The organism is Streptomyces sp. NPDC001599 (genome assembly GCF_042893535.1).
Lineage (GTDB): Bacteria > Actinomycetota > Actinomycetes > Streptomycetales > Streptomycetaceae > Streptomyces.
Window position 1 is genome coordinate 379440 of the sequence record NZ_JBIAVA010000002.1, and the last position, 23483, is coordinate 402922.

General features: G+C 68.3%; 34 protein-coding genes. 32 read left to right on the plus strand and 2 right to left on the minus strand.

The features are described from left to right. The first annotated feature begins 19 nt into the window (after nucleotides 1-19). The 5 genes from ACFYZ3_RS06360 to ACFYZ3_RS06380 all read left to right on the plus strand — a co-directional run bounded on the left by ACFYZ3_RS06360 (nucleotide 20) and on the right by ACFYZ3_RS06380 (nucleotide 3557). Nucleotides 20-778 carry an SDR family oxidoreductase gene (locus ACFYZ3_RS06360; protein WP_388514336.1) on the plus strand — a complete coding sequence of 253 codons (759 nt, stop codon included), beginning with the start codon at nucleotides 20-22 and terminating at the stop codon, nucleotides 776-778. 1 nt (nucleotide 779) lies between these two features. Next, nucleotides 780-989, plus strand: coding sequence for a 4-oxalocrotonate tautomerase family protein (locus tag ACFYZ3_RS06365; RefSeq protein ID WP_388514338.1), 210 nt, complete (start codon nucleotides 780-782; stop codon nucleotides 987-989). A gap of 174 nt (nucleotides 990-1163) precedes the next feature. After that, complete coding sequence (gdhA, locus tag ACFYZ3_RS06370; RefSeq protein WP_388514339.1) at nucleotides 1164-2522, plus strand: NADP-specific glutamate dehydrogenase; 1359 nt, start codon at nucleotides 1164-1166, stop codon at nucleotides 2520-2522. Nucleotides 2523-2797: 275 nt separating this feature from the next. Further along, a complete protein-coding gene (locus ACFYZ3_RS06375; RefSeq protein WP_030039020.1) occupies nucleotides 2798-3001 on the plus strand; it encodes a cold-shock protein in 204 nt (67 codons plus the stop codon). A 244-nt stretch (nucleotides 3002-3245) separates the two neighbouring features. Further along, on the plus strand, nucleotides 3246-3557 hold the full coding sequence (locus tag ACFYZ3_RS06380) for a CBS domain-containing protein (protein ID WP_388514341.1): 312 nt from the start codon (nucleotides 3246-3248) through the stop codon (nucleotides 3555-3557). A gap of 36 nt (nucleotides 3558-3593) precedes the next feature. Here the strand turns inward: ACFYZ3_RS06380 and ACFYZ3_RS06385 are convergent, their stop codons facing one another. After that, nucleotides 3594-3953 (minus strand): hypothetical protein, encoded by a 360-nt coding sequence (locus ACFYZ3_RS06385; protein ID WP_109034227.1) that lies wholly within the window; start codon nucleotides 3951-3953, stop codon nucleotides 3594-3596. Between the two features lie 50 nt (nucleotides 3954-4003). Further along, a complete protein-coding gene (locus ACFYZ3_RS06390) occupies nucleotides 4004-4360 on the minus strand; it encodes a MerR family transcriptional regulator (RefSeq protein WP_388514343.1) in 357 nt (118 codons plus the stop codon). Between the two features lie 597 nt (nucleotides 4361-4957). Here ACFYZ3_RS06390 and ACFYZ3_RS06395 point away from each other — a divergent pair. The 27 genes from ACFYZ3_RS06395 (at nucleotide 4958) to rplO (ending at nucleotide 23464) form a co-directional block, all read left to right on the plus strand. Further along, on the plus strand, nucleotides 4958-6136 hold the full coding sequence (locus ACFYZ3_RS06395) for an acyltransferase family protein (RefSeq protein WP_388514344.1): 1179 nt from the start codon (nucleotides 4958-4960) through the stop codon (nucleotides 6134-6136). 94 nt (nucleotides 6137-6230) lie between these two features. Then, nucleotides 6231-6878, plus strand: a complete 648-nt coding sequence (locus ACFYZ3_RS06400; RefSeq protein ID WP_388514346.1) for a hypothetical protein — start codon at nucleotides 6231-6233, stop codon at nucleotides 6876-6878. After that, nucleotides 6875-7342, plus strand: coding sequence for a hypothetical protein (locus ACFYZ3_RS06405; RefSeq protein ID WP_388514347.1), 468 nt, complete (start codon nucleotides 6875-6877; stop codon nucleotides 7340-7342). The genes ACFYZ3_RS06400 and ACFYZ3_RS06405 overlap by 4 nt, the downstream gene beginning before the upstream one ends. Before the next feature lie 167 nt (nucleotides 7343-7509). Beyond that, entirely contained in the window at nucleotides 7510-12039 is a 4530-nt protein-coding gene (locus ACFYZ3_RS06410) for a DUF6531 domain-containing protein (protein WP_388514349.1), read from the plus strand. After that, nucleotides 12039-12647: a hypothetical protein gene (locus ACFYZ3_RS06415; protein ID WP_388514350.1), complete on the plus strand. Its 609-nt coding sequence runs from the start codon at nucleotides 12039-12041 to the stop codon at nucleotides 12645-12647. Before ACFYZ3_RS06410 ends, ACFYZ3_RS06415 begins: the two co-directional genes overlap by 1 nt. A gap of 1 nt (nucleotide 12648) precedes the next feature. After that, nucleotides 12649-13236: a hypothetical protein gene (locus ACFYZ3_RS06420; protein ID WP_388514351.1), complete on the plus strand. Its 588-nt coding sequence runs from the start codon at nucleotides 12649-12651 to the stop codon at nucleotides 13234-13236. A 441-nt stretch (nucleotides 13237-13677) separates the two neighbouring features. Then, complete coding sequence (rpsJ, locus tag ACFYZ3_RS06425; protein WP_003948644.1) at nucleotides 13678-13986, plus strand: 30S ribosomal protein S10; 309 nt, start codon at nucleotides 13678-13680, stop codon at nucleotides 13984-13986. Between the two features lie 17 nt (nucleotides 13987-14003). After that, nucleotides 14004-14648: a 50S ribosomal protein L3 gene (gene rplC, locus ACFYZ3_RS06430; RefSeq protein ID WP_007443982.1), complete on the plus strand. Its 645-nt coding sequence runs from the start codon at nucleotides 14004-14006 to the stop codon at nucleotides 14646-14648. 7 nt (nucleotides 14649-14655) lie between these two features. Beyond that, nucleotides 14656-15315, plus strand: coding sequence for a 50S ribosomal protein L4 (gene rplD / locus ACFYZ3_RS06435; RefSeq protein ID WP_127894806.1), 660 nt, complete (start codon nucleotides 14656-14658; stop codon nucleotides 15313-15315). Beyond that, on the plus strand, nucleotides 15315-15734 hold the full coding sequence (gene rplW, locus ACFYZ3_RS06440) for a 50S ribosomal protein L23 (protein ID WP_007443985.1): 420 nt from the start codon (nucleotides 15315-15317) through the stop codon (nucleotides 15732-15734). The genes rplD and rplW overlap by 1 nt, the downstream gene beginning before the upstream one ends. Nucleotides 15735-15774: 40 nt before the next feature. Continuing rightward, on the plus strand, nucleotides 15775-16611 hold the full coding sequence (gene rplB / locus ACFYZ3_RS06445; RefSeq protein ID WP_030400225.1) for a 50S ribosomal protein L2: 837 nt from the start codon (nucleotides 15775-15777) through the stop codon (nucleotides 16609-16611). Nucleotides 16612-16623: 12 nt separating this feature from the next. Next, on the plus strand, nucleotides 16624-16905 hold the full coding sequence (rpsS, locus tag ACFYZ3_RS06450) for a 30S ribosomal protein S19 (RefSeq protein ID WP_003948639.1): 282 nt from the start codon (nucleotides 16624-16626) through the stop codon (nucleotides 16903-16905). Nucleotides 16906-16949: 44 nt separating this feature from the next. Then, complete coding sequence (rplV, locus tag ACFYZ3_RS06455) at nucleotides 16950-17297, plus strand: 50S ribosomal protein L22 (protein WP_003974262.1); 348 nt, start codon at nucleotides 16950-16952, stop codon at nucleotides 17295-17297. Then, nucleotides 17297-18127 (plus strand): 30S ribosomal protein S3, encoded by an 831-nt coding sequence (gene rpsC, locus ACFYZ3_RS06460; RefSeq protein WP_115743721.1) that lies wholly within the window; start codon nucleotides 17297-17299, stop codon nucleotides 18125-18127. Before rplV ends, rpsC begins: the two co-directional genes overlap by 1 nt. A 5-nt stretch (nucleotides 18128-18132) precedes the next feature. Next, nucleotides 18133-18552, plus strand: a complete 420-nt coding sequence (rplP, locus tag ACFYZ3_RS06465; RefSeq protein WP_007443989.1) for a 50S ribosomal protein L16 — start codon at nucleotides 18133-18135, stop codon at nucleotides 18550-18552. Then, the gene (rpmC, locus tag ACFYZ3_RS06470) at nucleotides 18552-18776 is read left to right on the plus strand and encodes a 50S ribosomal protein L29 (RefSeq protein ID WP_003974259.1); all 225 of its coding nucleotides are present in this window, start codon (nucleotides 18552-18554) and stop codon (nucleotides 18774-18776) included. The genes rplP and rpmC overlap by 1 nt, the downstream gene beginning before the upstream one ends. Then, the gene (gene rpsQ / locus ACFYZ3_RS06475; RefSeq protein WP_003974258.1) at nucleotides 18776-19063 is read left to right on the plus strand and encodes a 30S ribosomal protein S17; all 288 of its coding nucleotides are present in this window, start codon (nucleotides 18776-18778) and stop codon (nucleotides 19061-19063) included. Before rpmC ends, rpsQ begins: the two co-directional genes overlap by 1 nt. A gap of 107 nt (nucleotides 19064-19170) precedes the next feature. Beyond that, nucleotides 19171-19539: a 50S ribosomal protein L14 gene (gene rplN, locus ACFYZ3_RS06480; protein WP_003974257.1), complete on the plus strand. Its 369-nt coding sequence runs from the start codon at nucleotides 19171-19173 to the stop codon at nucleotides 19537-19539. Between the two features lie 2 nt (nucleotides 19540-19541). Then, nucleotides 19542-19865, plus strand: a complete 324-nt coding sequence (gene rplX / locus ACFYZ3_RS06485; protein ID WP_003974256.1) for a 50S ribosomal protein L24 — start codon at nucleotides 19542-19544, stop codon at nucleotides 19863-19865. Next, complete coding sequence (gene rplE, locus ACFYZ3_RS06490) at nucleotides 19865-20422, plus strand: 50S ribosomal protein L5 (protein ID WP_388514355.1); 558 nt, start codon at nucleotides 19865-19867, stop codon at nucleotides 20420-20422. The genes rplX and rplE overlap by 1 nt, the downstream gene beginning before the upstream one ends. 5 nt (nucleotides 20423-20427) lie before the next feature. Continuing rightward, nucleotides 20428-20613, plus strand: coding sequence for a type Z 30S ribosomal protein S14 (locus tag ACFYZ3_RS06495; RefSeq protein ID WP_003948630.1), 186 nt, complete (start codon nucleotides 20428-20430; stop codon nucleotides 20611-20613). Between the two features lie 209 nt (nucleotides 20614-20822). After that, nucleotides 20823-21221 (plus strand): 30S ribosomal protein S8, encoded by a 399-nt coding sequence (gene rpsH, locus ACFYZ3_RS06500; RefSeq protein ID WP_026248232.1) that lies wholly within the window; start codon nucleotides 20823-20825, stop codon nucleotides 21219-21221. A 24-nt stretch (nucleotides 21222-21245) separates the two neighbouring features. Then, complete coding sequence (gene rplF, locus ACFYZ3_RS06505) at nucleotides 21246-21785, plus strand: 50S ribosomal protein L6 (RefSeq protein ID WP_003974253.1); 540 nt, start codon at nucleotides 21246-21248, stop codon at nucleotides 21783-21785. 3 nt (nucleotides 21786-21788) lie between these two features. Continuing rightward, nucleotides 21789-22172: a 50S ribosomal protein L18 gene (rplR, locus tag ACFYZ3_RS06510; protein WP_003974252.1), complete on the plus strand. Its 384-nt coding sequence runs from the start codon at nucleotides 21789-21791 to the stop codon at nucleotides 22170-22172. Between the two features lie 43 nt (nucleotides 22173-22215). Continuing rightward, a complete protein-coding gene (gene rpsE, locus ACFYZ3_RS06515; RefSeq protein WP_003974251.1) occupies nucleotides 22216-22821 on the plus strand; it encodes a 30S ribosomal protein S5 in 606 nt (201 codons plus the stop codon). A gap of 2 nt (nucleotides 22822-22823) precedes the next feature. Next, nucleotides 22824-23006 (plus strand): 50S ribosomal protein L30, encoded by a 183-nt coding sequence (gene rpmD / locus ACFYZ3_RS06520; protein ID WP_003974250.1) that lies wholly within the window; start codon nucleotides 22824-22826, stop codon nucleotides 23004-23006. Between the two features lie 2 nt (nucleotides 23007-23008). After that, entirely contained in the window at nucleotides 23009-23464 is a 456-nt protein-coding gene (gene rplO / locus ACFYZ3_RS06525) for a 50S ribosomal protein L15 (protein ID WP_043381011.1), read from the plus strand. The last annotated feature ends 19 nt before the right edge of the window (nucleotides 23465-23483 follow it).

A 23483-nucleotide genomic window follows, 5' to 3' on the forward strand; every position in this document is an offset into this window, starting at 1 on the left:
CCGGGCGCATCGTGGAGCCATGACCACGCACACGAAGCAACAGACCACCGGCGAACGCGTCGCCGTCGTCACCGGCGGATCCCGCGGCATCGGCCGTGCCGTCGCACAGAAGCTCGCCGAGGACGGACTGGCCGTCGTCGTGAACTACGCCCGCGGCGCCGCTGCCGCCGACGAGACGGTGGCGGCCGTCACCGGGGCCGGCGGACGGGCGATCGCCGTACAGGCGGACGTGGCGGAGGAGAAGGAGGTCGCCGCCCTGTTCGACCGCGCGGAGGAGGAGTACGGCGGTGTCGACGTGGTCGTGAACGCGGCCGGGCGGATGACGCTGTCGCCGATCGCCGACCTGGACCTGGCGGCGCTGGACGCCATGCACCGCACCAACATCCGCGGCACCTTCGTCGTCGCCCAGCAGGCGGCACGGCGACTGCGCGCCGGGGGCGCCTTCATCGGGTTCTCGACGTCCGTCGTCGGCACGCAGTTCCCCACGTACGGCGCCTACGCGGCGAGCAAGGGCGCCGTGGAGGCCATGACGATGATCCTGGCGCGGGAACTGCGCGGGCGGGACATCACCGTGAACACGGTCGCCCCCGGGCCGACGGCCACCGACCTGTTCCTCGACGGCAAGACGCCCGAGCAGGTGGAGAGGCTCGCGAAGACGCCGCCGCTGGAGCGGCTGGGCACACCGGACGACATCGCGGCCGTGGTCGCCTTCCTCGGCAGCCCCGCCGGGCACTGGGTGAACGGCCAGATTCTGCGCGCCAACGGAGGAATGATCTGACATGCCTTTCGCCCACTTCAAGGTCCCCGCGGGCACGCTCTCGGCGGAGGACAAGCGGAAGATCGTCGAACGCACCACCGACCTCTACGCGGAGATCTACGGGGAGCGCGCCCGCCCGACCACCGTCGTCCTGGTCGACGAGGTCCCGGACGGAGGCTGGGGCGTCGCGGGCAATGTCCTGACCGCCGCGATGCTGAACGGGGAGGGGTAGCGTCGCCGGGAGGCCGACGTTGCCGGGAGGCCTTCGTCTCATCCAGTGATCGGGTGCTGGCCACGGGGTTTACATGCGCGTAACACTTAAGTGTCCCGCGCGCGGCAACGGCGCCGAGCGCCTCCCACCGGTCGCTGCATGCGACCGGTGCCCGCCGTGCCAGAAAGGGCCCCTGTGACGACGCGAAGCGAGACGCAGACCACCCTCGACCACCTGCTCACCGAGATCGAGCACCGCAACCCGGCCCAGCCCGAGTTCCACCAGGCGGCCCACGAGGTCCTGGAGACCCTGGCGCCGGTCGTCGCGGCCCGCCCCGAGTATGCCGAGCCGGGCCTCATCGAGCGGCTGGTCGAGCCGGAGCGGCAGGTGATGTTCCGGGTGCCGTGGCAGGACGACCAGGGCCGCGTCCGCGTCAACCGGGGCTTCCGCGTCGAGTTCAACAGCGCGCTGGGCCCGTACAAGGGCGGTCTGCGCTTCCACCCGTCCGTGAACCTGGGCGTCATCAAGTTCCTGGGCTTCGAGCAGATCTTCAAGAACGCGCTGACCGGCCTCGGTATCGGCGGCGGCAAGGGCGGCAGCGACTTCGACCCGCACGGGCGCAGCGACGCGGAGGTCATGCGGTTCTGCCAGTCCTTCATGACGGAGCTGTACCGGCACATCGGCGAGCACACGGACGTCCCGGCGGGGGACATCGGCGTCGGCGGCCGCGAGATCGGCTACCTCTTCGGCCAGTACCGCCGGATCACCAACCGCTGGGAGGCCGGCGTCCTCACCGGCAAGGGCCAGGGCTGGGGCGGCTCGCTGATCCGCCCGGAGGCGACCGGCTACGGCAACGTCCTGTTCGCGGCGGCGATGCTGCGCGAGCGCGGCGAGGACCTGGAAGGCCAGACCGCGGTCGTCTCCGGCTCCGGCAACGTGGCGATCTACACCATCGAGAAGCTGACCGCCCTCGGCGCCAACGCCGTCACCTGCTCGGACTCCTCCGGCTACGTCGTCGACGAGAAGGGCATCGACCTCGACCTGCTGAAGCAGATCAAGGAGGTCGAGCGCGGCCGCGTCGACGCGTACGCCGAGCGCCGGGGTGCCTCGGCCCGCTTCGTGCCCGGCGGCAGCGTCTGGGACGTTCCGGCCGACCTGGCCCTCCCGTCCGCCACGCAGAACGAGCTGGACGAGAACGCCGCCGCCACCCTTGTCCGCAACGGCGTGAAGGCGGTCTCCGAGGGCGCGAACATGCCGACCACCCCCGAGGCCGTCCACCTGCTCCAGCAGGCCGGCGTCGCCTTCGGCCCCGGCAAGGCGGCCAACGCGGGCGGCGTCGCGGTCAGCGCCCTGGAGATGGCGCAGAACCACGCCCGTACGTCGTGGACGGCGGCGCGGGTCGAGGAGGAGCTGGCGGACATCATGACCAGCATCCACACCACCTGCCACGAGACGGCCGAGCGGTACGACGCCCCCGGCGACTACGTCACCGGCGCGAACATCGCCGGCTTCGAGCGCGTGGCCGACGCGATGCTGGCCCAGGGCGTCATCTGACGGACCCGACGGACCGGACGGACCGGGGGGCCCGCCACCCTTATATCTGCACTCGCGAGGCGAAGTTTTCACGGAGGGCACGGGCAGTTTTCTTACAGCCGCGAACGGAATGGAATTACTCGGCGCACAAAGACCGCTGCGACGTGCTACTGTCGATTTCAGTTGCAGTTGTGGTTCCCGAATTTGACACCGGTTTTTCCGGCGGGGTGATCATCACGGCGACACGGCGTTCGTACAGTGCGGACGCCGGCGCACTGCCCCAAAGGAGACAAGACATGGCTACTGGCACCGTGAAGTGGTTCAACGCGGAAAAGGGCTTCGGCTTCATCGAGCAGGACGGTGGCGGCGCGGACGTGTTCGCCCACTACTCGAACATCGCCGCCCAGGGCTTCCGCGAGCTGCTCGAAGGCCAGAAGGTGAGCTTCGACATCGCGCAGGGCCAGAAGGGCCCGACGGCCGAGAACATCGTCCTCGCCTGACGTCGGCGCGTCATCCGGCGCACACTTTGCAGCTGGGGCCCGCATCCCTCGGGGTGCGGGCCCCAGCTGCATATACGTTTCGCAGCTGCTCCAGCCCGTGGGACCACTGCGAGGAATTCGCAGTTCCAAGAACACGGATTCCCGCTCATTCGGCATTCTCGTGCAATTCTCCACGCGCTCTGCGCTGCGGAAATTCCCTGGTATGTGCCGCGCAATGCCGTCCCATCTTTGCAGGAGGAACTTCGTGACGCTGCTCCAGACGTGTCCCCGCTCGACGGGCACCAACGCCGTGCACGGGACGGTTGCCGACGCCGTGGACGCGGCCGGACCCCAGGTCTGGGACGACATGACGGTCGAGGTGGCGTTGTCCGTCATGGCCGCCGCCCGCACGGGTCACCTCGTCGTCTGCGACCAGGACGGCCAGTACACCGGCCTGGTCACCCGGACCCGGCTGACCGCCGTACGCAACGGTTCCGCGTACACGGACCGGGTCCGCCTGCGCGACATCACCGACGAACTCGGCAACGCCCTGGGCGCCCCCGTCCTCGCCCGCTGAACCGCCCCCGCCACGGCGGGTCGCCGGGAAGCGGCCTCAGTGGTCGGAGTAGCTGAAGTCGCCCACGGTCCAGGCACTGACGTCCTCCAGCGCCACGCGGTACATCCCGCCCGTCTCCGGGATCCCCATCGTGCCCTGGAGGATCCGGGCGACGTGGAAGTGCAGATGCGTGGGCGGTCCGTCATGCTTCGCGGGGGCCTCGAAGACGGCGGAGAAGTCGCCCAGGTCGGCGGAGTCCGTCAGCACTTCCGAAACCCTCTGCCTCCACACCCTCTCGGGGGCCAGGCGACCGGTGATGACAGCACCGTGGGTGACCACGGTCAAGGACATCCGGCTGCTCTGTCCGGACTCCACGAGAGCAGCGATGTCAATGAGCAGCTCGTCAGGCTTCGACATGAGGACCGATTTTATCCGCTGCTCCGCCCTGGTGGAGAGGCCGCCTTGCCCTACCGTGAGGGACGGCCGCTCCCGGACCCGTCGCCCGGGGCTTCGGCGCCACCGCGTCGCAGTTCCTCGTTGATGCGCTGGGCCTCTTCGAGCTGGTCCTCCAGGATGATGATGCGGCAGGCTGCCTCGATGGCAGTCCCCTGGTCGACCATCTCGCGGGCGCGAGCGGCGATCCGCAGCTGATAGCGGGAGTAGCGGCGATGGCCGCCCTCCGAGCGCAGCGGGGTGATCAGCCGGGCTTCACCGAGGGCCCGCAGGAAGGCGGGCGTGGTGCCGAGCATCTCGGCGGCTCGTCCCATGGTGTACGCGGGGTAGTCGTCGTCGTCGATCCGGTCGAGCGGTGTACCTGCGGTCATCTGCACCTCTGTTCGGGGAATGCGTCGAGGGGCCTTGGTGCCGAACGGCACCAAGGCCCCGAGGGATTTGTAACACCATCTGTCGGCCTACTGTGCCGACCTTCTGATTCCGCGCCGCCCCTTCAGAAGGGACGGGCAGTTGAGGGATCGCGGATGCGTGACCGTGGGACCACCTTCCGTTCCGGGGCCTGCGGTACCCGGTGAGAACCTTCTCGCCCGGGCGATCCTGATGGCGTCCTCCTCCTTCTCTCTGCCGTACCTGTGTGTCCTCGTTCTGTGTGTTGCCGACGGGCAGTTCGTCTCTGCCGCGCCTTGCTGACTTCTTGGCTACAACAGAACACTAACCTCAACGACGCCCGCATGTCTACATCGGCCACTACAGTTTTTGCTCCATGCGAGTGAGCGACTTTCTGTAACGGGTCCACTTGCGTGTTCCGGTGGCCAAGACCGGCTCACCGGCTGACCGGCGCCCCCGGGGGCGCCGGCTGAACCGGAGGCGAACAGCCCGGGAACACACCACGGAGTCCGGGCGGCGGCTTGCCGAACCCCCTACCGTTCGCGTGCGCACTGTTCTTGTCTGTTCGAATGGTGCGTGCAGTGGACAACGGAACATCGGTGCCCGAGCGGGCGGAGGTCCGGCTGAGACAACCGCTCCCCCCGCTCGTCGTCACCCCGCCGGACCCGAAGCCCGCGGGGCACAGGCGGGCGGGCGGCCGGCTGTACGTCATCGACGGCATCCGCCTGCTGGCCGCGCTGATGGTGGCCGCGCACCACTACGCCGGGACCTGGCGCGCCGACCGCCCCGGCAACCCGATCTGGGACCGCCCGGTCTCCGAGATCATGCCCACGGTGTTCCGCCTCGCCTCCTACGGCTGGATAGGCGTCGAGATCTTCTTCGTCATCAGCGGCTTCGTGATCTGCATGTCGTGCTGGGGCCGCACCCCGCGCCAGTTCTTCGTCTCCCGGGTGATCCGGCTCTACCCGGCGTACTGGTTCGCGGTCCTGTTCACCACGGCCGTACTGATCGCCGTCCCCGGCGTGTGGGAGCGCCTCCGGCTGCGCGAGGTGCTGCTCAACCTGACCATGCTCCAGTCCGGCTCCGGCGTCCCCAACGTCGACGGCGTCTACTGGACCCTCTGGTCCGAACTGCGCTTCTACCTGCTCTTCCTGGTCGTCGTCGCCATGGGCCTGACGTACCGCAGGGTCGTGGTCTTCTGCTGCGTGTGGGGCGCGGTCGCGATGCTCGCGCCGGCCGCCCGCCTGCCGCTGCTCGAACTGGTCGCCAACCCGGACGGCGCCTGGTACTTCATCGCCGGCCTCGCCCTCTACCTCATGCACCGCTTCGGCCAGGACCTGCTCCTGTGGGGCATCCTCGCCATGGCGTGGCTGATGGGCCAGCTGGAGCTGGGCAACCGCATCGAGGACGTCGAACGCGTCTCCGGCTGGCGCGGCAGCGTGGCGATCTTCACGGTCTTCCTGCTCTTCATGGTCGCCGTGGCGCTCGGGTACACCGACCGGATCCGCTGGAAGTGGCTCGTCACGGCGGGCGCCATGACCTACCCCCTCTACCTGGTCCACTACGCGGCCGGCACGGCCCTCATCGCCCGCCTCCGCGACACGATGGACGCCCGCCTGCTGATCGCCGTACTCGTCACGGGCTTCCTGCTCCTGAGCTACCTGATCCACCGCTTCGTGGAACGCCCGCTGTCCCGCCTGCTGAAGCACGGCCTGAACACTTCCTTCGCCCGGCTGCGCAACGCGGACAACCGCCCCTGAGACGGCGGTGACCGATGACCGGCCTCCCGGTCGGTGGGACCATGTCGGAACATCGGATCGAACGACGACGACGCACGGGGAGGCCGCGCACGACATGGCCCGGTACACGGAGGCACTGACCGTCGAGCGGGGCGGTTTCCGGATCAAGGTCCCGGAATCCTGGTGGGAGTTCGACGTACGCCCGGAGTCGCGGGACGACTCCATCCGCCGCATGGTCGACGACCGCATACGCCGACACCCGGAGCTGAAGCCCTCCCGCGCCGCCTATGTCACCTTCCTCCAGAAGGCGGCCTCCGACGCGTGGAAGTCGGGCGCGCTGTACTGCGGCTGCATGGCCGAGAGCTTCGGCGGCGACACCCCGATCACGGGCTCGGTCACGGTCTCCCTGATCGGCGGCCGCACGCCCTCCGGCGCCCCTCTCCCCACCGACCCGGCCGCCATCGCCGCCCAACTCGCCGTCAAGGAGGCGAAGAAGCCGGGCGACTCCTGGCGCAAGGTCACCACGGTCGACATCCCCGGCGTGGGCCCCGCCGCCCGCACTCAGGGCGTCGAGGACATCCCGGTCCCGGACGACGCCCTGAACCGCACGGTCCGCGCCGTGCTCATGCAGACGTACATCCCGGTCCCCGGCCAGGAGGGCAAGGTCGCCCTGGTCGCGGGCAGCAGCCAGGTCCTCGACCTCGCGGACTCCTTCTTCGACATCTTCGACGCGATCACGTCGACGTTCCGGTTCGCGGGGTGACGAAGGACTGGGACTGGCGGACCGGCGAACGGCTGCTGGCTCTCGACGACCCGGCGGAGTGGGACGCCGCTTTCGCGCGCGGCGAGCGCAGCCTCGGCACGGCGGCCATCGGACTCGCCTTCAACTGCTCGCTGGAGGAGGCGTCACCCCGGATCGTCAGGGCGATGCAACTCCCGGACATCGCCCAGCGAGGCTTCGCCTTCACCGCGGCGGGGACGGCGGCCCGTCTCAACGGCACGCTGACGCCGGAGTTGTACGCCGCACTGCGGGCGGCAGGCCCGGGCCGCAGGAGCATCGCCGTGAACGCCATCGACGACACCCTGACCTTCGTACCCTTCCGACGACTGCCGACGTGGCTGAAGTGCTGGCGCGTCGCCTCAACGGTGCGGAACAAGCTGGACGCGTGGCGGCTGAGCCTCGCCTACGCGGCGAGCGACGCCTGGAAGGCGATGCGCAGACGCTGATCCCGCGGCGTCCACGCGGGCGCACCACGGTGTCTTGCCCTGCGGAGCCATCTTTCTTCGAACTGCGGTGCCTTGTAGGTTCACGTGTGCGTACGGGTGGTCGCTGGTGCGGCGTGTGAGCCGACGGGGGTTGCGGAATGGTGGGCCACAGGCCGAGTGACTGGCATGTGCTGGACCTGGACAAGGACCCGACCCCGGGGGATCCGCAGCGGGTGCGGACGCTCGCGAAGACGTTGCACGACTTCGCCGACGACGTCTCGGAGGCGTTGCGTCTGGTGAAGGGGATGGCGGGGGAGTCGACGCTCGCGGAGTGGGCGGGGAAGTCGGCGACGGTCTTCAAGGAGGAGTTCTCCGGGGTCCCCAAGAACCTCAAGAAGCTGGAGAAGTCGTACGGGATGTGCGGCGACGCGCTCGCGGACTTCTGGCCGAAGCTGGAGCGGGCGCAGGCCCTGGCGGACAAGGCCCTGGTCAAGGCGCGGGAGGCCCGCCAGGACCTGGCCTCGGCGCAGTCGAAGTTGTCCTCGGCGGACTCGTGGGTGACCCGGGCGTCGAAGGAGGCGGACAAGTACAAGGACGATCCGACGGGCAGCAAGTCGGACGGGGACAAGCCGGACGAGGCGAAGGTGCGTGCCGCCACCCGTGACGCGCAGCACGCCAGGACCGCGCAGACCAACGCGCAGTCGGCCGTCGACTCCGCGCAGGGTGCGCTGGACGCGGCGAAGAAGATGGCCGAGGACGCGCGCAAGATGCGTGACGACGCGGCGCGGGAGGCCAAGGGCAAGATCGACGAGGCGTCCGACGCCGGTATCCAGAACCGGTCCTGGTGGGAGGACGTCGGCGACTGGTTCTCCGACAACTGGGACTCGATCGTCGCGGTCTGCAAGGTCGTCGTCGCGGTCGTCGGCATCGTCGCGATGATCATCGGCGGGCCGATCCTCGGCGCGATCGTCCTCGTCGCCGCCCTCGTCGTCCTAGCCGACACGCTCTACAAATACAGTAAGGGGCAAGCGTCCCTGTGGGACGTGGGACTGGCCGCGCTGGACTGCATACCCGGCATGAAGGGGCTCACCACCCTCGGCGGACTCGCCAAGGGAGCGAAGGCACTGGGAAAGACCGGGCTCAAAGGCATGGCTCTCGGCGTGAAGGGGCTGGGCAGAAGCGCCCGGTCGCTCGGTCGGCAGATGAAGAAGCTACTGACGCGCGGCGACCCGGTCGACATGGCCACCGGCGAAATGGTGATGTCCGCGACGGATGTGTCGTTGGACGGGATGTTGCCGCTGCTCTTCGAACGGCACTACCGCACCGGCACCCGGGGAGGGCGGCTGCTGGGGCGGAGTTGGACCACGACACTCGACCAGCGTCTCGCCCTCGACCCGACCGGGGTGCGCTACGTGACCGAGGACGGAATGATCCTCACTTACCCGGTGCCGGAGCCCGACCTGCCCGTGCTGCCGGTCGAGGGCCCGGCATGGCCCATGGCCTGGGACGGCACTTCCGAGGGCGAGATCACCGTGCACCGGCCCGAGGACGGGCGGACCATGGCCTTCCGGCCACTGTCGCAGAGCCCACCCGCCGAACTGCCGCTCACGGCGGTCAGAGACCGCAACGACAACACGATCACGGTCTCGTACAGGGCCGACGGCACTCCGGAGGCCATCGCACACCACGGCGGATACCGCATCGGCGTGACCTGCGAGAGCGGCAGGATCACGGCTTTGTGCCTGGACAGCGACCCGGACCGGCCCGTTCTGGTCCGCTACGGCTACGACCCGGCCGGCAACCTCGCCTCGGTCACCAACTCCTCGGGCCTCCCCCTGTGCTTCAGCTACGACGAGCGCCGCCGCCTGACGCGCTGGGAGGACCGGAACGGAGGTTGGTACCGCTTCGCCTACGACGACGCCGGACGCTGCACCGCAGGCCAAGGCACCGAGGGGTTCCTGGACTACACGTTCACCTACGACGACGAGGCACACCGCACCACCGCTGTCGACTCGTTGGGCCACACCACGGTCTACCAGTTCAACGATGCCTACCAGATGGTCGCCGAGACGGACCCGCTGGGGCACGTGGTCCGGCAGGAATGGAGCCGACGCGACCAACTCGTCGCCCGTACGGATGCGTTGGGCCGCACCACCCGGATGGAGTGGGATACGGCCGGGAACCTCGAGGCCGTCCACCTTCCCGACGGCTCCACCTCCACGGCGCGGTACAACGAGCTCAACCTTCTCGTCGAGCTGACCGGCTACGACGGGGCAGTGTTCCGCCAGGAGTGGGACGACCGGGGCAACTGCACGGCCGTGACCCAACCCGACGGCGCCACCGTGGCGTTCACTCGGGACAGGACCGGTGCCCTCACCTCTCTCACCGACCAACTGGGCGCGGTGCAGTCCTTCACCAACAACGCGGCCGGGCAGCCACTGTCCGCGACGGACCCGCTCGGAGCCGTCTGGTACTACACCTACGACACCTTCGGCCGGAGCGCCACTGTCACTGATCCGCTGGGTGCCACGACCGCGACGACCTGGACCGTCGAGGGCCATGAGGCGTCCCGGCGCGACCCGGACGGCAGCGGTGAACACTGGACCTACGACGGCGAGGGAAACTGCGTCACTCACACCGACGCGCTGGGTCAGGTCACCCGTTACACCTATGGCCCGTTCGACCTGCTGACGTCCCGGACGACACCCGACGGAGCCCGGTACGACTTCGTGCACGACACCGAGCTGCGCCTCGTCCAGGTCGGTGGTCCGCGCGGAGCCACCTGGGACTACGTGCACGATGCGGCGGGCCGACCAGTCGCGGAGACCGACTTCGACGGCCGGACGGTGACGTACGCGTACGACGCGGCCGGGCAACTGCTCAGCCGTACCAACCCGCTCGGCCAGACGACGGCCTTTTGCTACGACAGCGTGGGCAACCAGGTGGAGAAGAAGGTCGACGACTCGGCCACGACCGTCTTCTCCCACGACGCCGCCGGCCGGCTCCTCAGTGCCACCGGTGCCGACGCCACGCTCAGCTACGTCTACGACACCGCCGGACGCATCACGAGGGAAGCGATCGACGGGCGCGCGACCACGACGGCGTACGACGAGCTCGGCCGGCCGACGCTCCGTACGACGCCGAGCGGAGTCACCACCCGGTACGACTACGACGCTGCGGGCAACCGCACCAGGCTGACCGCCTCCGGACGGGCCCTGGTCTCGTCGTACGACGCCGCGGGACGGGAGACCACGCGGCGGCTGGGCCGGTCCGGCCTCCTCCTCGGGCAGTCCTGGGACACCGAGGACCGACTCACGGGCCAGACCCTGTCCGGCGCGCCGTCCGCCAGGCCGCTCAGGCAGCAGACGTACACCTACCGGGCCGACGGCTGCGTGACGGCGCTGGACGAACAGGGCGCAGGGCGCCGTACGTTCGACGTCGACACGGTGGGACGGGTCACGGCCGTTCGTGCGCCGGACTGGACCGAGACCTACGCGTACGACGAGACGGGAAACCAGACCTGGGCCTCGTGGCCCGAGGGACAGCCGGCGCCGGAAGAGCGCGGGGGGCGCGAACACTCGGGTCACCGGGTCTCGCGAGCCGGTACGGTCCGCTACGAGTACGACGCGGCGGGCCGCGTGACCGTGCGCCGTAGGACCCGGCTCTCCCGCAAACCCGACATCTGGCGCTACACCTGGGACGCCGAGGACCGCCTGACCTCCGTACTCACGCCCGACGGGACGCTGTGGCGCTACCGCTACGACCCCCTCGGGCGCCGCGTCGCGAAGTTCCGCATGGACACCGACGGAACAACGGTGGTGGAGGAGACCCGCTTCACCTGGGACGGCCCGCACCTGGTGGAGCAGAGCACGCGCACGCACGACGGCCCGGAGGAGCACTCACTCACCTGGGACCGCGAAGGAGTGCGCCCCGTCGCGCAGACCGAACGCACCACACTGGCCCACGCCCCTCAGAAAGTCGTCGACGAACGGTTCTTCGCCGTCGTCACCGACCTCGTCGGTACGCCGACCGAGCTCGTCTCCGAAGAGGGCGACCTCGTGTGGTGCTCCAAGGCCACACTCTGGGGACTCACCGCCCCCGACCCGGAGGCCACGGCGTACACGCCGCTTCGCTTTCCCGGGCAGTACTTCGACGAGGAGACAGGGCTCCACTACAACTACTTCCGGCACTACGACCCGGCGACAGCGGCCTATATCAGCCCCGATCCCTTGGGGACCGAGGCCGGCCCGAATCCGTACCGTTACACCCTCAACCCGCTGCTCTGGATCGACTACCTGGGTCTTCTCACGTGTCGGCAGAACGCACGGCGACTGCGGAGAAACATGAGGCGTGAGGGCCGCCGGGTGCCGCGCGGCCACGCCGCCGCCCATATCGTTCCGTCCGGAGGCAACGCGGGTCACTGGGTACCCGGAGCCCGCAGCCGTGCACTGCTGGAGAGGTATGGAGTCGATGTCAACGACGCAGCCAACGGAATCCCGCTCCGTCACCCGTCCCCCCACAACTACACCCACCGCGAACCCTTCCTGCGCCGCGTCAACCAACACCTCGAGCAGGTCGTGCGTGACGGCGTGGACCAGGGAATGGGTGTCCGCGCCATCCGTGCCCAGCTCCGTCGGGAGTTGCGCGGCATCGGCCGCCAGGTCGAGGGTGAGCTCGCCACCGGTGCACCGGGCCCCGGCGCGGTCTGGACGGCGTGATGACCACTGACCGCCTCGGTGGGCCCCTCGCGGTCTACCGTCTGATGCCGAGCCTGGGAGACTTCCGGGCCCTGTCCCTGGAGGAGTACGCCCACCGCGGGCTGATCCGCTGGCTGCGCACCGGGGACCGCGCGGACCTGCCGGAGTCGTTCGGCGCGGAATGGGTCGGCAATCCGCGGCTGCGACCGGCGGAGTTCCCTTGCGCGTATCCCGGAGCCCCCGTCTTCAGCCGTCGTGTCGCCGCGCTCCTCGCGGACGAGTTGTCGACGGCGGGACGGTACCTTCCGGTCTTCCCGGAAGGCAGCGACCCGGATGCCGAGCCCGACTACCTCCTGCTCCTGGCGGAGAAGGTCGTCGACTGTGTCGATCGGCGCCGGTCGTCCAAGCCGAAGAAGGGCACGGGCCAGATGAAGACGACGGTCTTCCTCCCCGAAGCCGTACCCGCCGGGCTGCCCGCCTTCCGGGTGCCGGAGTTCCCGGGAGCCGTGCAGTGGACCGGGTGGGCCGTCGACCGTCTCCGGGAGATCCTGGGCGCGGACCTGGAAGCCCGCCTCATCTGGTCGGAGGAGCGTGCAGCCGTGCCCCACCCCGATCCGTGGGGCTTCTGACATGCCCGCGGAAACGGCCGCCTCGGGCTTCCGGGAGCACGTCGTCCGCGGCGTGCGGCACCTGGTCGAAGCGTTTCCGGCCGGGCTCCGTTCCGACATCTACGTCGTGTCCCTCCGCGTCGATCACGTCGACCAGGACCCCCGGTTCCCCTACGTGGCCGTCGGCCACAACACGCGGCGCGAGGTCCGCCGGGTGCTGGCCCACGAGTGCTCGCACGAGGGAACGGCCGCGTGGGAGTACGCGTACTGGCCGCTGGAGGGGTTCGGGAGAGTCGGCCACGTTCCCGAGGACCGGACCGGCAGCGTTCTCCACCTGGCCGAGGCCGAGGCCACGGGACTCTGGTACGAGGAGGACGGGGACGGGGACGGGGACGAGGAGCGTGGCGATCTGCTCGTGCGCGAGTTCGACGTCGTCTGCACCGCCGCCGCCCGCAGCCTGCACGCCGACGGCTGCCTGCGTCGAGTGTTCGGCAGGTCGCTGCCCGTCGTCCTCTTCGACATGGACCGCCCTGGCTGGGAGCTGGAGGCCACCGAGGCTGCCAACCCGCCGGGCGCGATCGACGGCTTCCTGGAGCACCACCGCACCTGAGGTGCCCGATGGAGGAGACGCATCCGCAAGGGCCTGGGTTTGATCTCCGTCACCCCCGGGGTATTCTCTCCGGCCCGATTGGCCAGCCCCGCGCCTCGTATGGCAGACTAGCGGGGTTGCTCGGTCGAGTGCCGATGCTGCGCGCCTCCCGCCGGGGGGACCGGAAGCGAGTCCCACAGTACTCGTCGTCCCTGCTCAGGGGCGGACGTACGGGAATCTTCCGGGAAGCGTCAGCGGGGTGCAGGCCAGGCACCCGGTGGGCCTCTCGCCCCCGGCCCGCGGTTCCGGAAGGGTCCGCACTCCCATGCAGGGAAGTCCCGAAGAGGGACATCCATGTCAGCGAGGGTGCGACACGCCCGACCGCGTGGGTCGGAGGGGGAGCGGAATGGACAAGGGCCACCGGGTCCAGAGCGTTACGAGAGACAGGACTACTGAGTAGCCATGGCGGGACAGAAGATCCGCATCCGGCTCAAGGCCTACGACCACGAGGTCATCGACTCTTCGGCGAAGAAGATCGTCGAGACGGTGACTCGCACTGGTGCGTCGGTCGCGGGCCCGGTGCCGCTGCCCACTGAGAAGAACGTGTACTGCGTCATCAAGTCGCCGCACAAGTACAAGGACTCGCGCGAGCACTTCGAGATGCGCACGCACAAGCGCCTGATCGACATCCTCGACCCGACCCCCAAGACCGTTGACTCTCTGATGCGACTCGACCTCCCGGCCGGTGTCGACATCGAGATCAAGCTCTGAAGGCCGGTGATCTGAGAATGGCTAAGCAGATCAAGGGCATCCTGGGCGAGAAGCTCGGCATGACGCAGGTGTGGGACGAGAACAACCGTGTTGTTCCGGTCACCGTCGTCAAGGCCGGCCCCAATGTCGTCACCCAGGTCCGCACGAACGACGTCGACGGCTACGAGTCCGTCCAGATCGCGTTCGGCGAGATCGACCCGCGCAAGGTGAACAAGCCCCTCAAGGGCCACTTCGCCAAGGCCGACGTCACCCCCCGCCGTCACCTCGTCGAGATCCGTACCGCCGACGCCTCCGAGTACACCCTCGGTCAGGAAGTCAGCGCCGAGGTCTTCGAGTCCGGCGTGAAGGTCGACGTCACCGGCAAGAGCAAGGGCAAGGGCTTCGCCGGTGTCATGAAGCGTCACAACTTCAAGGGCCTCGGCGCCGGACACGGCACCCAGCGCAAGCACCGCTCCCCGGGCTCCATCGGTGGCTGCGCCACTCCGGGCCGCGTGTTCAAGGGCCTCCGCATGGCGGGCCGCATGGGCAACGAGCGGGTCACCACCCAGAACCTGACCGTCCACGCCGTTGACGCGGAGAAGGGTCTGCTGCTCATCAAGGGCGCGGTTCCCGGTCCGAACGGCGGCCTCGTCCTGGTCCGCACCGCGGCCAAGGGGGCCTGAGGTACCGATGAGCACTGTTGACATCCTTTCGCCTGCCGGCGAGAAGACCGGAAGCGTCGAGCTCCCCGCGGAGATCTTCGGCGTGGAGAAGATCAGCATCCCGCTGATCCACCAGGTCGTCGTCGCGCAGAACGCCGCTGCCCGCCAGGGCACGCACAAGACCAAGCGTCGCGGCGAGGTCCGCGGTGGCGGCAAGAAGCCGTACCGCCAGAAGGGCACCGGCCGCGCCCGCCAGGGTTCGACCCGTGCGCCGCAGTTCGCCGGCGGTGGCGTCGTCCACGGCCCGCAGCCGCGTGACTACTCGCAGCGGACCCCGAAGAAGATGAAGGCCGCGGCCCTGCGCCACGCCCTCACCGACCGGGCCCGCCACGACCGCATCCACGTCGTCACCGGCGTCATCGAGGGCGAGACCCCGTCCACGAAGGCCGCCCGGACGCTGTTCGGCAAGATCTCGGAGCGCAAGAACCTGCTCCTGGTCGTCGACCGCGCCGACGAGGCCGCGTGGCTGTCCGCCCGCAACCTGCCCCAGATCCACATCCTGGAGCCGGGCCAGCTGAACACGTACGACGTTCTCGTCTCGGACGACGTGGTCTTCACCCAGGCCGCTTTCGAGTCCTTCGTGTCTGGCCCCAACAAGGCCGCTGACACCGAAGGGAGCGAAGCCTGATGGCTACGCGTCACCCGAGCATCGCCTCCAAGGCGGCCAAGGCCGCCAAGGCCGCGCGCGTCGCCAAGGCGCGCCGCCACGAGGCCGAGGGCAAGAACACCGTCGTCACCCCGGCCAGCAAGGCCTTCACGGACCCCCGTGACGTGCTGCTGAAGCCGGTCGTGTCCGAGAAGAGCTACGCGCTCCTCGACGAGAACAAGTACACGTTCATCGTCGCGCCGGGCTCCAACAAGACCCAGATCAAGGAGGCCGTCCAGGCGGTCTTCTCGGTCAAGGTCACCGGGGTCAACACGATCAACCGCCAGGGCAAGCGGAAGCGGACCCGCACGGGCTTCGGCAAGCGTGCCGACAGCAAGCGCGCGATCGTGACCCTCGCCGAGGGCGACCGTATCGACATCTTCGGCGGTCCGACCTCCTGACGGAGGTCCGGATCGTCCGGAATCGGACGAGGACTGAGAAATGGGAATCCGCAAGTACAAGCCGACTACGCCGGGCCGTCGTGGCTCCAGCGTCGCCGACTTCGTCGAGGTCACGCGGTCCACGCCGGAGAAGTCGCTGGTCCGCCCGCTGCACAGCAAGGGCGGCCGTAACAACGCCGGTCGTGTGACCGTTCGCCACCAGGGTGGCGGACACAAGCGCGCCTACCGTGTCATCGACTTCCGTCGGCACGACAAGGACGGCGTGCCGGCGAAGGTCGCGCACATCGAGTACGACCCCAACCGCACCGCGCGCATCGCGCTGCTGCACTACGCCGACGGCGAGAAGCGCTACATCCTCGCCCCGCGCAACCTGCAGCAGGGCGACCGCGTCGAGAACGGTCCCGGGGCCGACATCAAGCCGGGCAACAACCTGGCGCTCCGCAACATCCCGGTCGGTACCACGATCCACGCGATCGAGCTCCGTCCCGGTGGCGGCGCCAAGTTCGCCCGCTCCGCCGGTGCCTCCGTGCAGCTGCTCGCGAAGGAGGGCTCGATGGCCCACCTGCGCATGCCGTCCGGAGAGATCCGCCTGGTCGACCAGCGCTGCCGCGCCACGGTCGGCGAGGTCGGCAACGCCGAGCAGAGCAACATCAACTGGGGCAAGGCGGGCCGTAAGCGCTGGCTGGGCGTTCGCCCGACCGTGCGTGGTGTGGTCATGAACCCGGTGGACCACCCGCACGGTGGTGGCGAAGGCCGTACCTCGGGTGGTCGCCACCCGGTGTCCCCCTGGGGCAAGAAGGAAGGCCGTACTCGTTCGCCCAAGAAGGCGTCGAACAAGTACATCGTCCGCCGCCGCAAGACGAACAAGAAGCGCTAAGGACGGGTTGAGATGCCTCGTAGCTTGAAGAAGGGACCCTTCGTCGACGACCACCTGATCAAGAAGGTGGACGTCCAGAACGAAGCCGGTACCAAGAACGTCATCAAGACCTGGTCCCGTCGCTCGATGATCGTCCCGGCGATGCTCGGCCACACGATCGCGGTGCACAACGGCAAGACCCACATCCCGGTGTTTGTCACCGAGTCCATGGTCGGCCACAAGCTCGGCGAGTTCTCGCCGACGCGCACCTTCCGGGGTCACGTCAAGGACGACCGGAAGTCGAAGCGCCGCTAGTCAGCGGGGTGTGAGAGATCATGACAAACACTGAAGGGACAACCATGGAAGCCAGGGCCCAGGCGCGGTACATCCGCGTCACGCCCATGAAGGCCCGCCGCGTGGTGGACCTCATCCGTGGCATGGATGCCACGGAGGCTCAGGCGGTCCTGCGTTTCGCCCCGCAGGCCGCGAGCGTGCCGGTCGGCAAGGTGCTGGACAGCGCCATCGCCAACGCCGCGCACAACTACGACCACACCGACGCCGACAGCCTCTTCATTTCCGAGGCGTACGTCGACGAGGGCCCGACCCTGAAGCGGTTCCGTCCGCGTGCCCAGGGCCGCGCCTACCGGATCCGCAAGCGGACCAGCCACATCACCGTGGTCGTCAGCAGCAAGGAAGGAACCCGGTAATGGGCCAGAAGGTAAACCCGCACGGGTTCCGGCTCGGTGTCACGACCGACTTCAAGTCGCGTTGGTACGCCGACAAGCTGTACAAGGACTACGTCAAGGAAGACGTCGCCATCCGTCGGATGCTGACGTCCGGCATGGAGCGCGCCGGCATCTCCAAGGTCGAGATCGAGCGCACCCGTGACCGCGTCCGCGTGGACATCCACACGGCTCGTCCGGGCATCGTCATCGGCCGCCGCGGTGCGGAGGCCGACAAGATCCGCGGTCAGCTCGAGAAGCTCACCGGCAAGCAGGTCCAGCTGAACATCCTCGAGGTCAAGAGCCCCGAGACCGACGCTCAGCTGGTTGCCCAGGCCGTCGCCGAGCAGCTCTCCTCCCGCGTCTCCTTCCGTCGCGCCATGCGCAAGAGCATGCAGGGCACGATGAAGGCCGGCGCCAAGGGCATCAAGATCCAGTGCGGTGGCCGCCTCGGCGGCGCCGAGATGTCCCGCTCGGAGTTCTACCGCGAGGGCCGTGTGCCCCTGCACACGCTCCGCGCGAACGTGGACTACGGCTTCTTCGAGGCCAAGACGACCTTCGGCCGCATCGGTGTGAAGGTCTGGATCTACAAGGGCGACGTCAAGAACATCGCCGAGGTCCGCGCCGAGAACGCCGCCGCCCGTGCCGGCAACCGCCCGGCCCGTGGCGGCGCCGACCGCCCGGCCCGCGGTGGCCGCGGTGGCGAGCGTCGTGGGCGCAAGCCGCAGCAGCAGTCGGCTCCGGCCGCCGAGGCCCCCAAGGCCGACGCGCCCGCCGCTGCCGCTCCGGCTGAGAGCACCGGAACGGAGGCCTGACCGTCATGCTGATCCCCCGTAGGGTCAAGCACCGCAAGCAGCACCACCCGAAGCGCCGCGGCATGGCCAAGGGCGGTACCACGGTTGCGTTCGGCGAGTACGGCATCCAGGCCCTCACGCCGGCGTACGTGACCAACCGCCAGATCGAGGCCGCCCGTATCGCGATGACCCGCCACATCAAGCGTGGCGGCAAGGTCTGGATCAACATCTACCCGGACCGCCCGCTCACGAAGAAGCCGGCCGAGACCCGCATGGGTTCCGGTAAGGGTTCTCCCGAGTGGTGGATCGCGAACGTGCACCCGGGCCGGGTCATGTTCGAGCTGTCCTACCCCAACGAGAAGATCGCCCGTGAGGCGCTGACCCGTGCGGCCCACAAGCTGCCGATGAAGTGCCGGATCGTCAAGCGCGAGGCAGGTGAAGCGTGATGTCGGCCGGTACCAAGGCGTCCGAGCTGCGCGAGCTGGGCAACGAGGAGCTTCTGGCGAAGCTCCGCGAGGCCAAGGAAGAGCTGTTCAACCTCCGCTTCCAGGCGGCGACGGGCCAGCTCGAGAACCACGGTCGGCTCAAGGCCGTCCGTAAGGACATCGCCCGGATCTACACCCTGATGCGTGAGCGCGAGCTGGGCATCGAGACGGTGGAGAGCGCCTGATGAGCGAGAGCAACGTGACTGAAGAGACGAAGGCCGCGCGCGGCTTCCGCAAGACCCGTCAGGGTCTGGTCGTCAGCGACAAGATGGACAAGACCGTCGTCGTCGCCGTCGAGGACCGCGTGACCCACGCCCTGTACGGCAAGGTCATCCGCCGTACCGAGAAGCTCAAGGCTCACGACGAGCAGAACGCCGCGGGCGTCGGCGACCGTGTCCTCCTCATGGAGACCCGGCCGCTGTCCGCGACGAAGCGCTGGCGCGTCGTCGAGGTCCTCGAGAAGGCCAAGTAAGAAATCTCCTGCGGGGCATTCCTCGCAGGACAGTTCCGCCAGGCTCCGGGAGTCGTTCACCAAGGTGACCGACTCCCGGGGAACCGGCAGACATTCAGGAGATAGACGTGATCCAGCAGGAGTCGCGGCTGCGTGTCGCCGACAACACGGGTGCGAAGGAAATCCTGACCATCCGTGTGCTCGGTGGCTCGGGCCGCCGCTACGCGGGTATCGGTGACGTCATCGTCGCCACCGTCAAGGACGCGATCCCCGGTGGCAACGTGAAGAAGGGTGACGTCGTCAAGGCGGTCATCGTTCGCACCGTCAAGGAGCGCCGCCGTCCCGACGGCTCGTACATCCGCTTCGACGAGAACGCCGCCGTCATTCTGAAGAACGACGGCGACCCTCGTGGCACCCGTATCTTCGGCCCGGTGGGCCGTGAGCTGCGCGAGAAGAAGTTCATGAAGATCATCTCCCTCGCGCCGGAGGTGCTGTGAGCATGAAGATCAAGAAGGGCGACCTGGTCCAGGTCATCACCGGTAAGGACAAGGGCAAGCAGGGCAAGGTCATCGCGGCCTTCCCCCGTGAGGACCGCGTCCTGGTCGAGGGTGTCAACCGGGTCAAGAAGCACACCAAGGCCGGTCCGACCGCTCGCGGTTCGCAGGCCGGCGGCATCGTGACCACCGAGGCCCCGATCCACGTCTCCAACGTTCAGCTGGTCGTGGAGAAGGACGGCAACAAGGTCGTCACGCGCGTCGGTTACCGCTTCGACGACGAGGGCAACAAGGTTCGCGTTGCCAAGCGGACGGGTGAGGACATCTGATGGCTACCACCACCATTCCGCGTCTCAAGACGAAGTACCGCGAGGAGATCGCGGGCAAGCTGCGTGAGGAGTTCTCCTACGAGAACGTCATGCAGATCCCCGGCCTCGTGAAGATCGTGGTCAACATGGGTGTCGGCGACGCCGCCCGTGACTCGAAGCTGATCGAGGGCGCGATCCGCGACCTGACCACCATCACCGGTCAGAAGCCGGCCGTCACCAAGGCCCGCAAGTCCATCGCGCAGTTCAAGCTGCGTGAGGGTCAGCCGATCGGTGCCCACGTCACGCTCCGTGGCGACCGCATGTGGGAGTTCCTGGACCGCACCCTGTCGCTGGCGCTGCCGCGTATCCGCGACTTCCGCGGCCTGTCCCCCAAGCAGTTCGACGGCCGTGGCAACTACACCTTCGGTCTCACGGAGCAGGTCATGTTCCACGAGATCGACCAGGACAAGATCGACCGCACCCGGGGTATGGACATCACCGTGGTGACCACGGCGACCAACGACGCTGAGGGCCGCGCGCTCCTTCGTCACCTCGGCTTCCCCTTCAAGGAGGCGTGAGCGAGATGGCGAAGAAGGCTCTGATTGCCAAGGCTGCTCGCAAGCCCAAGTTCGGTGTCCGCGGCTACACGCGCTGCCAGCGCTGCGGCCGTCCGCACTCCGTCTACCGCAAGTTCGGCCTGTGCCGCGTGTGCCTTCGTGAGATGGCTCACCGTGGCGAGCTGCCGGGCGTGACCAAGAGCTCCTGGTAATCCGGTAATTCCGGGTTATTCAGACTCTCGGTAAGCAACTGGGTCGGCAGAAGCCCGCCCGCGCATGCCTTAGGCTTGCGGGGTTGGGCGTCTGCCGCCCGTACGACTTACTACGCCGTAGGTCCACCGCGCCGCACCCGTCCCGTCTCGGATCGGGGAGAGGGATGGCGCACCAGGAAACCCCGGCGAGAGAGGCCGAAGGCCAATTCATGACCATGACTGATCCGATCGCAGACATGCTTACGCGTCTGCGGAACGCGAACTCGGCGTACCACGACTCTGTGACGATGCCGGCGTCCAAGATCAAGTCTCACATCGCGGAGATCCTCCAGCAGGAGGGCTTCATCACGGGCTGGAAGACCGAGGACGCCGAGGTCGGCAAGAACCTCGTCCTCGAGCTGAAGTTCGGCCCGAACCGTGAGCGCTCCATCGCGGGCATCAAGCGGATCTCCAAGCCCGGTCTCCGGGTGTACGCGAAGTCCACCAACCTGCCCAAGGTGCTGGGTGGCCTCGGCGTGGCGATCATCTCCACGTCCCACGGGCTCCTCACCGACAAGCAGGCCGGCAAGAAGGGCGTAGGCGGAGAAGTCCTCGCCTACGTCTGGTAACGGAAGGGAACGGAGGAAACAGCTATGTCGCGCATCGGCAAGCTCCCCATCGCGGTTCCCGCCGGCGTGGACGTCACCATCGACGGCCGTACGGTTTCGGTCAAGGGCCCCAAGGGCTCGCTGACCCACACCGTCGTGGCGCCGATCGACATCGCCAAGGGTGAGGACGGCGTGCTGAACGTCACCCGCCCCAACGACGAGCGTCAGAGCAAGGCCCTGCACGGCCTGTCCCGCACGCTGGTGGCGAACATGATCACCGGCGTGACCCAGGGTTACGTGAAGAAGCTCGAGATCAGCGGTGTCGGTTACCGCGTGCTCGCCAAGGGTTCGAACCTGGAGTTCTCCCTCGGCTACAGCCACCCGATCCTGGTCGAGGCCCCCGAGGGAATCACCTTCAAGGTGGAGAACCCGACCCACTTCTCGGTCGAGGGCATCGACAAGCAGAAGGTCGGCGAGGTTGCGGCCAACATCCGCAAGCTGCGCAAGCCCGACCCGTACAAGGCCAAGGGCGTCAAGTACGAGGGCGAAGTCATCCGCCGCAAGGTCGGAAAGGCGGGTAAGTAAGCCATGGCATACGGACAGAAGATCCTCAAGGGCGACGCCTACAAGCGCGCCGCGATCAAGCGCCGCCACATCCGGATTCGCAAGAATCTCTCGGGTACGGCGGAGCGTCCCCGTCTGGTCGTTACCCGCTCGAACCGCCACATCGTGGCCCAGGTGATCGACGACATCAAGGGTCACACCCTGGCGTCGGCGTCCACCCTGGACACCTCGATCCGTGGTGGCGAGGCCGACAAGTCCGCGCAGGCCAAGCAGGTCGGCGCCCTGGTCGCCGAGCGCGCCAAGGCTGCCGGTGTCGAGGCCGTCGTGTTCGACCGTGGTGGTAACCAGTACGCCGGGCGCATCGCCGCCCTGGCGGACGCCGCCCGCGAAGCCGGACTGAAGTTCTGAGCCGGTTCCGTAACGCTAGCGGAAACAGAGAGAGGTAATTCCAATGGCTGGACCCCAGCGCCGCGGCAGCGGTGCCGGTGGCGGCGAGCGGCGGGACCGGAAGGGCCGTGACGGTGGCGCAGGTGCCGCCGAGAAGACCGCTTACGTTGAGCGCGTCGTCGCGATCAACCGCGTCGCCAAGGTTGTGAAGGGTGGTCGTCGCTTCAGCTTCACCGCGCTGGTCGTGGTGGGCGACGGTGACGGCACCGTGGGTGTCGGATACGGCAAGGCCAAGGAGGTGCCGGCCGCCATCGCCAAGGGTGTTGAGGAGGCCAAGAAGCACTTCTTCAAGGTCCCCCGCATCCAGGGCACCATCCCGCACCCCATCCAGGGTGAGAAGGCTGCCGGCGTCGTGCTGCTCAAGCCCGCGTCCCCCGGTACCGGCGTTATCGCCGGTGGCCCGGTGCGCGCCGTGCTCGAGTGCGCCGGTATCCACGACGTGCTGTCGAAGTCGCTCGGCTCCGACAACCAGATCAACATCGTGCACGCGACCGTGGAGGCCCTCAAGGGCCTGCAGCGTCCCGAGGAGATCGCGGCCCGCCGTGGTCTGCCGCTCGAGGACGTCGCCCCCGCGGCCCTTCTCCGTGCGCGTGCCGGGGCGGGTGCGTAATCATGGCGCAGCTCAAGATTACGCAGGTCAAGTCCTACATCGGCAGCAAGCAGAACCACCGTGACACCCTGCGCTCCCTTGGTCTCAAGGGGATCAACACGCAGGTCGTCAAGGAGGACCGCCCCGAGTTCCGCGGCATGGTGCACACCGTCCGCCACCTCGTGACGGTCGAGGAGGTCGACTGATCATGGGTGAGCAGAACCCGCTCAAGATCCACAACCTCCGTCCCGCCCCGGGCGCCAAGACCGCCAAGACCCGTGTGGGTCGTGGTGAGGCGTCGAAGGGTAAGACGGCCGGTCGTGGTACGAAGGGTACGAAGGCCCGTTACCAGGTTCCGGAGCGCTTCGAGGGTGGCCAGATGCCCCTCCACATGCGTCTTCCGAAGCTGAAGGGCTTCAAGAACCCGTTCAAGACCGAGTTCCAGGTCGTGAACCTCGACAAGCTGGCCGCGCTGTACCCCGAGGGTGGCGAGGTCACCGTCGAGGGCCTCGTGGCCAAGGGTGCCGTTCGCAAGAACAGCCTCGTCAAGGTCCTCGGCCAGGGCGAGATCTCCGTGGCGCTGCAGGTGACGGTCGACGCCGTCTCCGGCTCCGCCAAGGAGAAGATCACCGCCGCCGGCGGTACCGTCACCGAGCTCGTCTGAACCCTTCAGGCGTCTCGAT